This is a genomic window from Pseudomonas sp. Root329 (genome assembly GCF_001424925.1).
GTDB classification, from domain to species: domain Bacteria; phylum Pseudomonadota; class Gammaproteobacteria; order Pseudomonadales; family Pseudomonadaceae; genus Aquipseudomonas; species Aquipseudomonas arabinosi.
The window spans coordinates 286,174-300,379 of the sequence record NZ_LMCV01000012.1; the positions used below are offsets into that span (position 1 = coordinate 286,174).

Sequence of the window (14,206 nt, forward strand, 5' to 3'; positions counted from 1 at the left end):
ACGGGTCATTCGACCCGGCTAGGGCTCAAAATTTGTTCACCCAACCGATACTGATTATTCCCACTGCGCTTCGCCTCATACATCGCCAGATCCGCAATGTGAATCAACCGGTCCATGCTCGGCGCATGGTCCGGGAACACCGCGACCCCCAGGCTGGTGCCGATGTGGCGTTGATCATTGCCGATGGTCACCGGTGGCGACAGTTCGACGAATATTTTCTGGCAGATGCTGCGCGCTTCGTCTTGCAGGCTGTTGCCTTGGGGCAGGCCTTGAAGGATGACCACAAATTCGTCGCCACCGATCCGGGCGACGGTATCGGTTGAACGCAGGATTTTCTTCAGGCGGGTGGCGGTGGTGATCAGTACCCGGTCGCCGGCGGCATGGCCGTAATGGTCATTGATTGCCTTGAAACCGTTGAGGTCGACAAACACCAGCGCAACCCTCGTGGCGCTGATGCGCGCCTGTTCCAGCGCTTCGGACAGACGCTCCTCGAGCACCAGACGATTGGGCAGACCAGTCAGCGGGTCGAAGTGAGCCAGGTGTTGCAGGTAGCTGGCCGAGGCTTTTTCCTCGGTGATATCGCGTACCACGCCCATCATCTTGATCGTTGCATCGTGGACGTTCTTGACCACATTGCCGGTTTCCCGAAGCCAGCGGATCGTGCCGTCGGGCCAGACCACCCGGTATTCCTCGTCATGGTTGTCGCCGGTTTCCAGGCAGCGCAATTCCCCGGCCCGGACCTTGGCCCGATCGTCGGGGTGAACACATGAGCAAAACAGGGCGTAGGAGGGCGTTACTTCGTCGATCTTGAAGCCAAACATGCCGTAGATCGCGTCCGACCAGTAGAGCTTGTCGGTGTCGACATCCCAGTCCCACGTACCGATGCGGGCGAAGTACTGGCTGCGCTTGAAGCGTTCGACGTCGCCGTCCTGGCGGATGTTTTGTCCGTCAGTCAGGCTGGTGATCAGCGCGCGATACTCGGCCAGCTGCTTTTGCAGCGAGCGCTCGCGACAGATCAACGTGATGATCAGGGCAAGCATCACTGAGCCGATGATTGCGCTGGTCCAGACCAGATTCATTCAGGTGTTGCCATCATGGCGTGTTGATCCGTACGGGTAGGTGTTGCATATGTTAGTTCACGGCCACTGCGGGAAACAGGTTTAAACCCCTTGCCAGGCGATCGGAATGGTTGCCAATCGACCGCAAATCTGGGAAAACGGCGCCCATTAAGCCTTTCGGGCAAACGAACACACGAGTGCATGCAATGAATGACGAGCTTCAGGTAATCGACATCCAGGTGGGCGACGGCAAAGCCGCTATTAAAGGCGCGCTGATCACCACTCAGTACCGTGGCTGGCTGGAAGACGGCACCGAGTTCGACTCTTCCTACAGCCGTGGTAAACCTTTCCAGTGCGTGATTGGCACAGGTCGGGTGATCAAGGGTTGGGATCAGGGGATTATGGGGATGCAGGTTGGTGGCAAGCGCAAGTTGCTGGTGCCGGCGCATCTGGCCTACGGTGAACGGACCATGGGCAAGATCACGCCGAACTCGAACCTGATTTTCGAGATTGAATTGCTGGAAGTGCTGACGCGTGATGATTGATTTGTTGGGTATGGGCTGAAATGGCGAACCCCGCCATCTCTGTTAGAAGAAATGGTGGGGTTTGTATGTGTTGGGAGGGTGATTTCTGGTTTTGATTTAGCGAGTCAGGTGAACATTTCAATATCGTCGAGCGTGTCAGCAACTGTGGCTTCAAGTGCAGGAAATTTTCCTTTTACGGAATCAAGGGCGGGCATCACGACTTGCATTTCAAGCTCACCGAATCTGCGGGCTACATGGCCGAGTGCGGTGATTGCTGCCGCAGCCACCGACTGAGTGCCACTCTCGAGATGTTTCAGGCAAATGGTTTGAGCCCAGGCACTGTCTTGCTCATTTAATCCGATGGAAATCAGCGCGGTGACAATGTTTTTTTCTAAGCCGCTATCAAAGAGACTGACTGCTTCGTCATGGCTAATCGACGGATCGTGGTAGATAAGACTCACTGTTTAGCTCCCAGGATGTTTCCCTTGGTGTCGGCTTTTTTTGCCTTGATCAATACATTTTTCATATCTTGATGGAGTTTATTCCATGCTCTGACATGTCCGTGGTAGTCGTCCACTCCCGTATGATCAAAGACGACAAACTCGTTGGTTTTGGGATCAATACCAACCCTGCGTTCCGATGTAGGTTTTACCTGTACCGAATTATCCAAAGCTTCCTGGCCATTCTCGGGACCCTTACTTTTAACTGGTGTATCCGTCTTTCCATGGTATCTGGCAGCATGAAATCGCAGGGAAAAGACAATGTAAAGAGGCTTGATGCCGGAATCAGCCGGAAAAACAAGGATGAAGTCCTTGTACTCAGGCGGGTAGATTGGGTTAACAATGATGCTGTCAGCCGCTGGTGTAGGCGGATAAATCCAGATTTGCGGAGCTTGTGGAGCTCCTTCTAGCGGCGGGACTCCCGAAGTGCTCGACGGATCTACGGCTGGTGTCCATATCAGCGCCCGTTACCAAAGTCAGCTACTTGCTGAGAGCCTTGAGCTACAAACTGCACGACAGGAATCATTTCCCAGTCGCTGCGCTTTTGAGTGTTGTATCCGTATGCCTTCAAGGTGCCATTGGCCTGGTGTTCAATATGCAGGCGAACTCGGGTCCGACCTTCTTTGATTGATTTGAGCTGTTCTTCCGAATACAGGGAACTGTCCCCGAGCGTCGATGGCCAGAGCAACGCAACGACTCCCGCCAAAGCGCCAGCAACAACACCAGCCGTCACTACCCCCGCACCGCTTGCAGCCGCCCCAGAGCCAGCAGCTCCTACGCCACCCAAAATTAGTGTTCCGAATGAGCGAGGTAATGCGCTACCACTGATTTTTTTGAGAGGTATGTTTCCTGCTTCATCCCTTTCACGGCCACCTAAAAGCGAGAACTTTCCGTAGTCGGCCAATTTCTCGACCGGGACAAACCCGGCTGGGTTGTCGTGATTGATTACGCCGTCCGGGAGGTTGCAGCTTTTGGCGAACACGCACCCGCTGGAGCCCGGAGGGTCATTTTGTTGAGGTTGTCTGACGAAACGGTCTTCATATGCCTGTTGTCGGGCCAACATGTCGTCATATGTTTTTTGTCTGGCGTCCCGCTCAGCCAGTTCGGTGGCGTTCATGTAGCGGCTGGTGACGTGGTGCCCGTCGCCTGACGGTGGGTTTTGAATCCTGGGTATGCCTGTTTTGCGAGCCATGAGCGTCCTTGTTTCATCTTTTGAAAACGATGCGGACGCTATATCAAAGGACATTTGATAGATGTAGGACGGGTCTGAAACTCTATGAATTGCTGGAAGTGCTGACGCGCGATGATTAACCGCTAGGACTGAAACGTTTCCCGGTAGGCATAGAGACCCGGTGTTCCACCGGTCATCACGAACAGCACATTGTCCCCAGAACGGTAGCGTCCTTGCCTGAGATCGGCCAACAGGCCAGCGAACGCTTTGCCGGAGTACACCGGGTCGATCAACAAGCCTTCGGCCCGAGCCATCAGGCGCACGGCTTCCTGCATGGCGGACGTCGGCAGACCGTAACCGTCGCCCAACTGACTGCCATCAATAGCGATCTCTTCAGCCTGCACAATGGCGCTACTGCCCAACAGCGACAGTGCGTCCTGGGTCAATTGCCGGGTTCTGGCCGCTGACGTGTCTCGATCGGACAAAACCGAGTACGACTTGACGATCGAGGTACCTCGGCCCAGCAACTGGAAGCCCGCCGCGAGCCCAGCGTGGGTGCCTGCGCTGCCGTTGGGCACCACGACTTGATTGAAGGCGAGGCCGAGTTCCGTCTCCTGCTGCGCGATCTCTGCCGCGCAGCGTGCATAACCGAGACTGCCAAGGGGCGTTGAGCCACCGGTGGGAATCACCAGCACGTTGTGTCCCGAATCCCGAAGTTGTGTGGCCCGTGTTTCGGCCACGGCGAGTGAGTCGCTGCCCCCGGCAAGCACCTGTAGGTTTGCGCCAAACAATTGGTCGAGCAGAACGTTGCCGTTGAGTTCGTAATCCACATCGGTTTTGGGTACCGCGCGGGTCAGGATCAGTTCGCAGGCAAGGCCCAGTCGCGCACACACCGCGGCGGTCAGGCGCGCGTGGTTGGACTGAATGCCGCCCACGGTGATCACCGTGTCGACTCCGGCCGCCAGCGCTGCGCCGATATGGAATTCGAGTTTGCGCAGTTTGTTACCGCCACCGCCAATCAGCATATGATCGTCGCGCTTGAGAAACAGGCCGATTCCCTGCGACTTCAAGCCCAGCAGCTGTTCGAGGCGTTCGGCGCGCTGAATGGGCGTGGGGCCTTGCAGAAGGTCTGCCCGCGCAAAAGAACTCAGTGACGTGTCCAGTAGGGTTTGCATCAATGGAGCCTCGTTGTTCACTTTAATTAAGTGACTCTAGGGAGAAAGCCCTTCGTGATAAACGCATCGCCGGTTATTACTCCTTTAACCTGATGTACTTAATCAAGCGTTCCGTTTCCTCCCTTCACAAGGCATGGTCATGAGCAAACTCAGGCAAATGGAAGTTTTCGTCGCCGTGGTCGAGGCGGGCAGCTTTGCCGATGCGGCCAGTGACATCGGGATGTCGGCGGTCATGGTTGGACGGCATATCCAGAGCCTGGAGAAAACTCTCAACACCCAGCTCATTCAACGCACCACCCGACGGCAATCCATCACCGGGGAAGGGCGGTTGTTTTATGAAGAAGCCAAGCGGGCACTGGAGCAGGTGAAGTACGCGTTCAGCCGGGTGGAGGCGTCGAGCCCGGAGCCCAGCGGACTGTTGCGAATCACCGCGCCGATGACCCTCGGCGTGGCATTGGTCGGTCCTCTGGTGTCCGAGTTCATGCAGTGTTATCCGCAGATCCAGGTCGAGCTGATTCTGAGCAACGAAGTGGTGGACCTGTACGAGACGTCATTCGATCTGGCGTTCAGGATCTCCGAACTGATCGGCGTGAACCTGCTGGCCAAGCCATTGCCACCGTATCGAATGGTGATCTGCGCATCGCCCCGGTACCTGGAAAAATGGCAGGAGCCCCAATCCCCCGAAGACCTGCACCGACACAGAATTCTCACCCACACGTCCTGGAACAATCGGTTTGCATGGCCTTTGAAAAACGGCGCCAGCGAGGTTCCCTGGCCTGAAGGGGCGGTGCTGAAAAGCAATGACGGTCAAGTGCTGTTGCAGGCGGCGGTGGCCGGAGAAGGGATTTTGATGCAGCCCGATTTCCTGGTGTCGGCCGCGCTGGCCAAAGGCGAACTCGTGCGGATCCTCGACGCCTATGCTCCGCCGCCCAAGCCGGTGCAGATGGTTTATCCACGCTCGCGCAAATCACTGCCCAAGCTGAAAGCCTTTATCGATTTTGTTGCGGCGCGTCTGGCGTGACCGTTGCGGATTCGGATTTTTAAGCAGGGTTTCGATAGGCCCTCGCTGATTGTCGTCTTGCCAGTTCTATCGGGATCGGTGACTATGCGCGCCATATAGGGGTAGGGGGTATAGGTATGGCGCACATCCACGAACACAAAGATGACTTGCTCAACCGGGTTCGGCGCATTTCAGGTCAGGTCCAGGCCATAGAGCGGGCGCTTGAGTCCGACACCGATTGCGCCAAGACCTTGCATTTGGTCGCGGCTGTCCGCGGTGCGGTTAACGGTTTGATGGATCAGTTCATCGACGCCCACGCTCGTGAACACGTCGCCCGTCCTGGCCTCAGCGACGAAGAGCGCGCCGAAGGCCTGGAAGAGTTGCTGCAAGCCATCCGTCGTTACTCGAAATAGAGATCCGGACACATGACACAAACGCCGCAAGCTTCGAGTTTTTCTCACGATCACATGTTTCTCGCCGCCTCCCATGATGAAAACGCTCGCCGCACGTTGTGGGTGGTGGCGCTGACCTTCGCCATGATGATTGGCGAGATTACTGCCGGTTACATCACCGGCTCCATGGCACTGCTGGCCGATGGTTTTCACATGGCGACCCATGCCGGTGCCTTGGGCATTGCCGCGGCGGCGTACGGTTTTGCCCGACGCAATGTCAACAACGCCCGTTACAGTTTCGGTACCGGCAAGGTCGGTGATCTGGCCGGTTTTGCCTCGGCCATGGTGCTGGGGCTGGTGTCGCTCGGTATCGCCGGTGAATCCATCTTGCGACTGTTTCAGCCGACCACCGTGGCTTTTACGGAGGCGACGATAATTGCGGTGGTGGGGCTTGCGGTAAACATCGTCAGTGCGTTTTTGCTGGCGGGTAATCATGGGCATCACGGCCATGATCACGGCCACGGTCATCATCACCATCACGACAACAACCTGCGCTCAGCTTATGTCCATGTGCTCGCCGACGCCTTGACTTCGGTGCTGGCCATCGCCGCCTTGCTGGCCGGCCGTTACCTTGGTTGGGTCTGGCTGGACCCGGTGATGGGCATCGTCGGCGCCATAGTCATCGCCAAGTGGGCCTATGGTCTGATGCGCACCAGTGCTGCGGTGCTGCTCGACACCACCGATGAGCACGTGGCCGCTGAAATTCGTGAACTGCTGGAGTCATCAGGTGACGTGCACATCAGCGACCTTCACGTCTGGCAGGTCGGGCCTGAGGCGCGGGCAGCGATTGTCAGCGTAGTGGCGGCAGCGGGAGTGAGTGCCGACAACGTTCGCGAACGTCTGGCGCCGGTTCATGAGTTGTCTCACCTGACCGTCGAGTATCGCAACGCTTGATGCCTCCTCAGGGGCAGTCGCTGAATAGCGGGATGCGGCCGTTGAGGGAAGGGCGGTAGTGCCAGGCCAATCGGTCCAGTGAGGGTTTCATTGCCAAAATCTGATGCAGCGTTGCACTGGCTATCCCCAGCGCCAATCTCTGCCCCGGACATTGATGCCGCCCCGCACCAAAGGTGAAGCTGCGCCGGTCTGGACGATCCAGAAGAAAGACGTCGGGACGGTCATTGAGCAGTGGATCGCGATTGGCCGAGGCCAGTAGCACCAGAATCACGTCGCCGGGGTTCAGGCTTACCCCGTCGATTTCACAAGGCGCAACGACAAACCGGCGGGTGTTCTGTACCGATGGATCGAAGCGCTGAACTTCAGCGATCAAGTCGTCCACGGGTGTCGATTCGCTGTGTAGCGACGGGGTTCGAATCAACGCCAACAGCGTATTGCCGATCAGCCCGGCGGTGGCTTCATAGGTCTGGGAGAACAACCCGATCAGGTTGGCGATCAACGTTTCCGAGTCGCCAGAGGTTGCCGCGAAGCGCTGGCGGATCCCAGCGAGCAGGGCGCTCTGATTGTTCGGGTCATCCAGCAACTCAACGAAATAGCCGCTCAAGTGTTCCGCGGCAACGTGCGCTGCATCCCGTTGCGCCTGATCGCCAAGGGGCGACAGGCACGCGACGAAGTCCCCGGTCAGCTCGCTGATAGCCCGGCCCTGAGCCGGAGAGAACCCCAGCAATGCAGCCACCACGCATACCGGCCCGCGGAACATCGCCTTGTACAACCCATCGGCGCCCGGAGTGATCAGCCGAGCACCGACCAGCGCATTGACTTCATCGACATCGATCAACGCCAACCCTGGCTGAATTGCCGACCTTGGGCAACGCTGCCGTTCGCCCTCATTCATCCGCATCAACTGACCAAAAACTTTGCCGGCCATCCCGCCAACAATCGCCTTGGGCACCGGCTCGTTTGACGGTCGGACATGGCAGTCAGGGTGCGCCAGCACGGCCGCAACGGCTCGGGCGCTACTCGCCACCCACACGTTCAGTCCTTGGTGAAAAACCAGCCCGCCCTCCGCGCGCAGTTGTGCGTAATAGGGATAAGGATCGGCATGAGTCGCAGCGATGATCGGGTCCATGGGTCGCAGCCTTGTTCGTGGTTGGAAAAGTGTTGCTACTATCTCCAGTCCGAAAGGGCCTTGATTCGTCCGGGAGCGAAATATGAACGTAGAACAGCACGACATCGGCGTCTCTCAGGTGGCCGCCGCGATCGCGGAACCGGCCCGGACGAAAATCCTCTGTTCGCTGATGGACGGCCACGCCCGCACCAGCACCGAGCTGGCGGCGATTGCCGAGGTCAGCGCCTCCACCGCCAGCGCGCACCTGGCCAAACTCAAGGATTTGGCGCTGGTGCGGCTGCACGTGCAGGGCCGACATCGCTATTACAGCCTGACGGACAAGCGCGTCGCCCAAGCACTGGAAGCGCTGATGGTGATCGGCCAGAACGCCGCGCCGACCTTCAATTCGCGCACTCCGGATCGCCTGCAATTTGCCCGCACTTGCTACGACCACATGGCCGGCACGTTGGCGGTGCTGCTGCATGACCGGATGATCGACGCGGGGTGGCTGCTGGAAACCGATGAACAGGTTTATCAGCTCAGCGACAGCGGTGAGGCGTTGTTTGAAGGATTGGGTATCGAGGTCAAGGACCTGAGCACGCTGCGTCGCCGCTTCGCCTGCCCATGCCTGGACTGGAGCATGCGCCGGCCGCATCTGGGCGGTTCGTTGGGGGCGGCGTTGTTGCAAACGGCGATCAAGCGCAAATGGGTAACTCAGGACCTGGACAGTCGCGCGCTGGCGTTGACCGCGACGGGGCGAAAGGAACTCAGCAGCCGGTTTGCCGTTGAACTGCCGGTTCAGGTATCGACAACACAACCCGCTTCCACCGAGACCAGACGCCGAGCGATCGCCAGTTCTGCGCCTTAGCGACTGGCCGAGGCCATCAGCACGCCGAAACTGGCGAAGGTCACGCCAGAGACTTTCGCCGCCAGCCAGGACCCCTTCGGGCTGGATAACCAGCCTTTGGCAGCATTGGCGAGCAAGGCATAGCTGCCATGCACCAGGATCACCAGTACGCCGTAGGAGGCGACCAGCTTGAAAAACTGGCTGGAGAAGTGCGCCGAGGTGTCGATGAATTGCGGGAACACCGCCAGAAAGAAAAACACTGCCTTGGGATTCAAAAACTGGATCGAAGCCGCTTCAAGGAAGCGGTAGCCCGGGCTTGAGGGGCGCGTTTCAAGCAGCGTGTTGAAACCAGCCGAACGCCAGCTTTTGTAACCCAGGTACAACAAATAGGCGGCCCCTGCGTATTTCAACGCGGTAAAGGCGTTCGCGGAGGTGCTGAGGATCAGGCCGACACTGGTGGCGCTGATGGCGGCGACGATAAACGCTCCCGACGCGATCCCCAGAATGCCCGGCACGGCCCCCGTCCAGCCGTGGCGAGCTGCGTTGGACAGGGTCAGGAGCACGCCAGGACCGGGGCTCAAAATGGTCAGGGTGGCAAACAGTAGAAAAAGTCCGTAGCTGTTCATGTCTTGCTCCGTCAGGTGGCGCTGGCTGCGTGCGGGCAGATTGGCGTGGCGACGTGGGCGTGACAAACGCTTTAATTGCGGTGCATATGTGACTAAATTAGACGCATGACAAATCCACTACCGCCGCTTAATGCTGTTCGCGCCTTCGCCGTTGCTGCTCGCCATCAGAGTTTCAGCCTGGCGGCCGAAGAGCTGCATGTCAGTCACAGTGCCGTCAGTCGGCACATCAAATTGCTTGAGGAGCACCTGGGTGTGCTGCTGTTCGAGCGGCGTATCCGTCAATCGGTGCTGACGCCGGCCGGTCAGCGCTTTTATGAGCAGGTCAGTGCCGGGCTGGCGCAGATCGCCAACGCCGCGGCTGAACTCAAGCAGCACGCCTCGCTACCGACCGTGAAGATCAATGTCCGTCCGTCCTTTGCCATGCTTTGGCTAACGCCCAGGCTGGTGGATTTCATTGCGCAGCACCCGGACATCAAGCCGCAGGTGATCACCCAAACCCAGGCCCCCGATCATGCGCGCGACGGGTTCGACATCGTCATTCGCCGTGGTCGTGACGATTGGGCCCCGGCGATTGAGGCGCGAGCACTTTTCGAAGACGAACTGTTGCTGGTCGCGGCGCCATCGCTGATCGAGGGCCTGGCCCTTGAAGACCTCGCGTCCCTGAGCCAGCACACGTTGCTGACCGCCAAGGCGCGTCGCGAAGATTGGCACAACTGGGCACTGCATTTTGGTCAAGGCAAGTCAGCCACTCAGGTCACCCGGCAGTTTGATCACATGCACCTGGTGCTTGAGGCCGCCGTGGATGGACAGGGCATTGCCTTGTGCCCGACCTCTTTGCTGGGCACCCATCTCTCGAGCGGTCGGCTGATTTGCCCGTTGCCCGAGTTGCGGATGCCATTGCCGCGTTATTACTACGGTGTCGCGCCGGACGTGACGGTGCAGACACGGGTGTTTGTGGAGTGGTTGTTTGCCCGCATTGCTGAGGATGAGCACACACCAGCAGGTACTTGATGTTATCGAACACTTGCGTGGTGAAGCTGGCTTCACCACTTGGAGGGTGTTGTGTCAAACTACTTGCTGAATGGCCATGTGCTATGCACCTGAGAAATATGATATGAGAGTGTTTTTTTTAGGATGGAAAGCTCGATATGAGCAGATTATGATCGATGGTCTTGCTGAAAAGCATGATGTTCATAAATTCCACATCCCGGCTTACGCCAAAAGAATCAACCGTACTTTAAGATCACTTCAAAAAAAAATCCCGCTGAATATGTCAACGTCCTGGCTCGGGAAGTGGGTCAATGCGAGTAAATCCATAAGTGCTAAAGACATACTGATTTGTAATGAGGGGCAAGCTAAGCGCGGATTGAACCCTAGTGTTATCAGCACTTTCAAAGGCGTAAAGGTCCTTCTGATCAGAGATCTGGTGGATGCGGCCTTTGTAGATGAAATGAGGAAGCTTTTCGACAGAATCTACAGCTTCGACCCGGATCAGTGCCGTTCATTTGGTATCGACTACCTGGAACAGTTCTTTCCTTTCAATGCAGAAGCAGCAAGAAAGCTAAATACAAAAAGGCTGGAGCCTAGCCACCGTATCACTTGTTTTTTTCTTGGCAGGGATAAAGGTCGCGCTCACCTGATAGAAAGTATTGCTAATGATCTTGAGAGCTTGGGTTGTAGCATTAAATTTCAAATCGTGAAGGATGAGTCATCCATCTCACTATCGAAATATCATACTGATTCAGTATTGCCGTATGAGGAAAACCTTCAGAAAGTAATTGATGCTGACGTGCTAATAGAGATCAACCAACCAGGGCAATCTGGCCTCACGCTTCGAGCCTTAGAGGCTGCATTTTTTGACAAAAAACTAATTACTACTAACAAAGCCGTCAAGGAATTGTACTTTTATGATCCTAGTCGCTTCCATATTTTTGAAAAATTCGACAAGGAGGCTATTTCTCGGTTTTTAGCTTCACCCTCAAAGCCGATTGACGTGGAAGCCCTAAAAAAACATTGCCCAGAAACCATGCTTGAACGCATACGAGAACTGTAAGGTTCCAGCGGGTGCAATTAACGCAATAAAAAACCCACCCATCGCCAAAGCGATGGGTGGGCTATGTGCCGCTTGGGATCAGGTCCCGTCAAATCAAACCTTGACGATCCAGCCCGCTGGCGCTTCGATGTCGCCGGTCTGTACGCCCGTCAGCTCTTTGTAGAGCTTCTGGGTGACCGGGCCGACGTCGGTTTCGCTGTGGAACACGTGCAGTTTGTCGTTGTAGCTGATGCCGCCGATTGGGGTGATCACCGCAGCAGTACCGCAAGCGCCGGCTTCCTTGAAGTCGGACAGCTTGTCGATGAACACGTCGCCTTCGACCACTTCCAGACCCAGACGCGATTTTGCCAGCTCGATCAACGACAGACGGGTGATGCCCGGCAGGACCGACGGCGAGTTCGGGGTCACGAACTTGTTGTCGTGGGTGATCCCGAAGAAGTTGGCCGAACCGACTTCTTCGATTTTCGTGTGGGTCATCGGGTCCAGGTAGATGCAGTCGGCGAAGTGGGCTTTCTTGGCCTGGGAACCTGGCATCAGGCTGGCCGCGTAGTTACCACCGACCTTGGCTGCACCGGTGCCTTGTGGGGCGGCGCGGTCATAGCTGGAGATCAGGAAGTTGTGCGGGGTCAGGCCGCCCTTGAAGTAGGCACCGACCGGGATGGCGAAGATCGAGAAGATGAACTCGGGGGCGGTACGCACACCGATGTTGTCACCCACGCCGATCACGAACGGACGCAGGTACAGCGCGCCGCCGGTGCCGTAAGGCGGGATGAAACGCTCGTTGGCGCGGACCACTTCCTTGCACGCTTCGACGAACTGCTCGGTGGACACATGAGGCATCAGCAGGCGCGCGCAGCTGCGTTGCATGCGTGCGGCGTTCTGATCCGGGCGGAACAGATTGATCGAACCGTCCTTGCAACGATAGGCCTTCAGGCCCTCGAAGCATTGCTGGCCATAGTGAAGGGCAGTAGAGCCTTCGCTGATGTGCAGCACATTGTCTTCGGTCAGGGTGCCTTTGTCCCACTCGCCATTACGCCAGTGCGACAGATAGCGCTTGTCTGTCTTGATGTAGTCAAAACCCAACTTGTCCCAATTGATGCTTTCGTTACCCATGACACCCTCTATCACTTAACAACCGCCGAAACGGTTCAAGGCTTCTGACGTTTTTCTGGATGGGGACAACAATACTTCATTCCGGGCCTGTTTCGCAGCCCGCAATTCGATCTCTGCGACCATCGATGCACCCGATGTAGCAGCTGTCGAGCAACGCGAGGCAGCGTTCGGCGACGAAGTCGTCGCAAAACCGGCCATCGCGTTCTTTCATGTAGACCGCGTGGGGCGAATTACGACGACTTCGTCGCCGAACGCTGCCTCGCGGTGCTCGACAGCTGCTACAGGGTTTTGTGTGCGTCTTTACAGGTGCAACGCGTGGCCAAGGGCACGCAACGCCGCTTCCTGCACAGCCTCGCCCAACGTCGGATGCGCGTGGATGGTGCCGGCGATGTCTTCCAGTCGGGCGCCCATTTCCAGGCTCTGACCGAACGCCGTCGACAATTCAGACACGCCCACACCGACCGCCTGCCAGCCGACAATCACATGATTGTCACGCCGCGCCACGACCCGCACGAAGCCGCTTTTCGATTCCAACGTCATCGCCCGGCCATTGGCCGCAAACGGGAAGCTGGAAACGATGCAGTCCAGACCCGCGGCCTTAACGTCGTCCGGGGTCTTGCCGACCACCACCAGTTCCGGGTCGGTAAAGCACACGGCGGCGATGGCAGTCGGGTTGAACTCGCGGGATTTACCGCTGATCAGTTCGGCAACCATCTCGCCCTGAGCCATGGCCCGGTGCGCCAGCATCGGTTCGCCGCTCACGTCGCCAATGGCATACACGTTGCGCATGCTGGTCTGGCAGCGGTTGTCGATCTTGATCGCCGAGCCGTTCATGTCCAGGTTCAAACCTTCGAGGTTCCAGCCTTGAGTGTTCGGTTTGCGGCCAACGGCCACCAGCACCTGATCGGTTTCCAGGTTCAGGGTATCGCCATCCGGGTCAAGAACTTGCAGTGTATTGCTAACAGAATCAAAGCCTTGGACGCTATGCTTCAAGTAAAGCTTTATGCCGAGTTTTTTCAGTTCGTCATGCACAGGCTGCGTCAGTTCGGCGTCGTAGGCCGGCAGGATACGATCCTGAGCCTCGACCACGCTGACTTCGGCGCCGAGCTTGCGATAGGCAATCCCCAGCTCCAGACCGATGTAACCGCCACCGACCACGATCAGCCGTTTCGGCACGGACGTCGGCGCCAGGGCTTCGGTGGAGGAAATGATCGGCCCGCCAATCGGCAGCATCGGCAGGTTCACGCTTTTCGAACCGGTGGCCAGCACCAGGTGCTCGCACTGAATGCGCGTGTCGCCGACTTCTACGGTTTTACCATCGATAACTTTCGCAAAACCTTGAATAACCTGGATTTTGTTCTTTTTCAGCAGCGCCGAAACGCCAGTGGTCAGGCGATCAACGATGCCGTCCTTCCACTCGACACTCTTGCTGATATCGAGCGTCGGCGCCGACACGCTGATGCCCAGCGCCGAATGCTGGCTGTGGTGCTGAGTCTGGTGAAACTGTTCGGCAACGTGGATCAACGCCTTGGACGGAATGCAGCCGATGTTCAGGCAGGTACCGCCCAGGGATTCGCCTTCGACCAGAATGGTCGAGATGCCCAGCTGACCGGCACGAATCGCCGTCACATAACCGCCAGGGCCGCCGCCGATGATCAGCAGCGTGGTGTTTAAAGTTTGCATGC

15 protein-coding genes and 1 pseudogene are annotated in these 14,206 nt (G+C 57.4%); 7 read left to right on the plus strand and 9 right to left on the minus strand.

The features are described 5' to 3' along the window. Positions 1–5: 5 nt before the first annotated feature. Complete coding sequence (locus tag ASC74_RS12830) at positions 6–1,079, minus strand: sensor domain-containing diguanylate cyclase (protein WP_056741703.1); 1,074 nt, start codon at positions 1,077–1,079, stop codon at positions 6–8. A gap of 185 nt (positions 1,080–1,264) precedes the next feature. Between ASC74_RS12830 and ASC74_RS12835 the strand changes: the two genes are divergently transcribed. Beyond that, positions 1,265–1,603 (plus strand): FKBP-type peptidyl-prolyl cis-trans isomerase, encoded by a 339-nt coding sequence (locus tag ASC74_RS12835; protein ID WP_056741704.1) that lies wholly within the window; start codon positions 1,265–1,267, stop codon positions 1,601–1,603. Positions 1,604–1,707: 104 nt separating this feature from the next. On the opposite strand, the gene ASC74_RS12840 is transcribed toward ASC74_RS12835, so the two are convergent. The 4 genes and pseudogenes from ASC74_RS12840 to ASC74_RS12850 all read right to left on the minus strand — a co-directional run bounded on the left by ASC74_RS12840 (position 1,708) and on the right by ASC74_RS12850 (position 4,428). Further along, positions 1,708–2,043, minus strand: coding sequence for a hypothetical protein (locus ASC74_RS12840; protein WP_046048934.1), 336 nt, complete (start codon positions 2,041–2,043; stop codon positions 1,708–1,710). Further along, a complete protein-coding gene (locus ASC74_RS32110) occupies positions 2,040–2,252 on the minus strand; it encodes a hypothetical protein (protein ID WP_236713287.1) in 213 nt (70 codons plus the stop codon). The genes ASC74_RS12840 and ASC74_RS32110 overlap by 4 nt, the downstream gene beginning before the upstream one ends. Before the next feature lie 36 nt (positions 2,253–2,288). After that, positions 2,289–3,274 (minus strand): annotated as a pseudogene (locus ASC74_RS12845) (S-type pyocin domain-containing protein); the annotation flags it as partial. Between the two features lie 122 nt (positions 3,275–3,396). After that, positions 3,397–4,428, minus strand: a complete 1,032-nt coding sequence (locus tag ASC74_RS12850; protein WP_056741705.1) for a D-cysteine desulfhydrase family protein — start codon at positions 4,426–4,428, stop codon at positions 3,397–3,399. 139 nt (positions 4,429–4,567) lie between these two features. Between ASC74_RS12850 and ASC74_RS12855 the strand changes: the two genes are divergently transcribed. From ASC74_RS12855 to dmeF, 3 genes are all read left to right on the plus strand, one after another. Then, positions 4,568–5,449: a LysR substrate-binding domain-containing protein gene (locus ASC74_RS12855; RefSeq protein WP_056741706.1), complete on the plus strand. Its 882-nt coding sequence runs from the start codon at positions 4,568–4,570 to the stop codon at positions 5,447–5,449. A gap of 116 nt (positions 5,450–5,565) precedes the next feature. Continuing rightward, positions 5,566–5,841, plus strand: coding sequence for a metal/formaldehyde-sensitive transcriptional repressor (locus ASC74_RS12860; protein WP_056741707.1), 276 nt, complete (start codon positions 5,566–5,568; stop codon positions 5,839–5,841). A gap of 12 nt (positions 5,842–5,853) precedes the next feature. Then, positions 5,854–6,774 (plus strand): CDF family Co(II)/Ni(II) efflux transporter DmeF, encoded by a 921-nt coding sequence (dmeF, locus tag ASC74_RS12865; RefSeq protein ID WP_056741708.1) that lies wholly within the window; start codon positions 5,854–5,856, stop codon positions 6,772–6,774. 7 nt (positions 6,775–6,781) lie between these two features. Here the strand turns inward: dmeF and ASC74_RS12870 are convergent, their stop codons facing one another. Beyond that, positions 6,782–7,903 (minus strand): cytochrome P450, encoded by a 1,122-nt coding sequence (locus ASC74_RS12870; protein WP_056741709.1) that lies wholly within the window; start codon positions 7,901–7,903, stop codon positions 6,782–6,784. 82 nt (positions 7,904–7,985) lie between these two features. Between ASC74_RS12870 and ASC74_RS12875 the strand changes: the two genes are divergently transcribed. Then, entirely contained in the window at positions 7,986–8,750 is a 765-nt protein-coding gene (locus ASC74_RS12875; RefSeq protein ID WP_056741710.1) for an ArsR/SmtB family transcription factor, read from the plus strand. On the opposite strand, the gene ASC74_RS12880 is transcribed toward ASC74_RS12875, so the two are convergent. Then, complete coding sequence (locus tag ASC74_RS12880) at positions 8,747–9,355, minus strand: LysE family translocator (RefSeq protein ID WP_056741711.1); 609 nt, start codon at positions 9,353–9,355, stop codon at positions 8,747–8,749. The genes ASC74_RS12875 and ASC74_RS12880 overlap by 4 nt on opposite strands. 105 nt (positions 9,356–9,460) lie before the next feature. Here ASC74_RS12880 and ASC74_RS12885 point away from each other — a divergent pair, with 105 nt between their 5' ends. After that, positions 9,461–10,366, plus strand: a complete 906-nt coding sequence (locus tag ASC74_RS12885; protein ID WP_056741712.1) for a LysR substrate-binding domain-containing protein — start codon at positions 9,461–9,463, stop codon at positions 10,364–10,366. Between the two features lie 148 nt (positions 10,367–10,514). Next, positions 10,515–11,408, plus strand: coding sequence for a hypothetical protein (locus ASC74_RS12890; protein ID WP_156400819.1), 894 nt, complete (start codon positions 10,515–10,517; stop codon positions 11,406–11,408). Between the two features lie 93 nt (positions 11,409–11,501). Here ASC74_RS12890 and ASC74_RS12895 read toward each other — a convergent pair whose 3' ends face one another. After that, on the minus strand, positions 11,502–12,521 hold the full coding sequence (locus tag ASC74_RS12895; protein ID WP_046048924.1) for a branched-chain amino acid aminotransferase: 1,020 nt from the start codon (positions 12,519–12,521) through the stop codon (positions 11,502–11,504). A gap of 300 nt (positions 12,522–12,821) precedes the next feature. Next, positions 12,822–14,204, minus strand: a complete 1,383-nt coding sequence (lpdA, locus tag ASC74_RS12900) for a dihydrolipoyl dehydrogenase (RefSeq protein WP_056741714.1) — start codon at positions 14,202–14,204, stop codon at positions 12,822–12,824. Positions 14,205–14,206: the final 2 nt, after the last annotated feature.

Bases quoted from the DNA above. Each gene is read 5' to 3' on its own strand.
- ASC74_RS12875 (WP_056741710.1), top strand. From the start codon at position 7,986: ATGAACGTAGAACAGCACGACATCGGCGTCTCTCAGGTGGCCGCCGCG.
- ASC74_RS12855 (WP_056741706.1), top strand. From the start codon at position 4,568: ATGAGCAAACTCAGGCAAATGGAAGTTTTCGTCGCCGTGGTCGAGGCG.
- ASC74_RS12860 (WP_056741707.1), top strand. From the start codon at position 5,566: ATGGCGCACATCCACGAACACAAAGATGACTTGCTCAACCGGGTTCGG.
- lpdA (WP_056741714.1), bottom strand. From the start codon at position 14,204: ATGCAAACTTTAAACACCACGCTGCTGATCATCGGCGGCGGCCCTGGC.
- ASC74_RS12870 (WP_056741709.1), bottom strand. From the start codon at position 7,903: ATGGACCCGATCATCGCTGCGACTCATGCCGATCCTTATCCCTATTAC.
- ASC74_RS12885 (WP_056741712.1), top strand. From the start codon at position 9,461: ATGACAAATCCACTACCGCCGCTTAATGCTGTTCGCGCCTTCGCCGTT.
- ASC74_RS12895 (WP_046048924.1), bottom strand. From the start codon at position 12,521: ATGGGTAACGAAAGCATCAATTGGGACAAGTTGGGTTTTGACTACATC.
- ASC74_RS12890 (WP_156400819.1), top strand. From the start codon at position 10,515: ATGATCGATGGTCTTGCTGAAAAGCATGATGTTCATAAATTCCACATC.
- ASC74_RS12835 (WP_056741704.1), top strand. From the start codon at position 1,265: ATGAATGACGAGCTTCAGGTAATCGACATCCAGGTGGGCGACGGCAAA.
- ASC74_RS12850 (WP_056741705.1), bottom strand. From the start codon at position 4,428: ATGCAAACCCTACTGGACACGTCACTGAGTTCTTTTGCGCGGGCAGAC.
- dmeF (WP_056741708.1), top strand. From the start codon at position 5,854: ATGACACAAACGCCGCAAGCTTCGAGTTTTTCTCACGATCACATGTTT.
- ASC74_RS12880 (WP_056741711.1), bottom strand. From the start codon at position 9,355: ATGAACAGCTACGGACTTTTTCTACTGTTTGCCACCCTGACCATTTTG.
- ASC74_RS12830 (WP_056741703.1), bottom strand. From the start codon at position 1,079: ATGAATCTGGTCTGGACCAGCGCAATCATCGGCTCAGTGATGCTTGCC.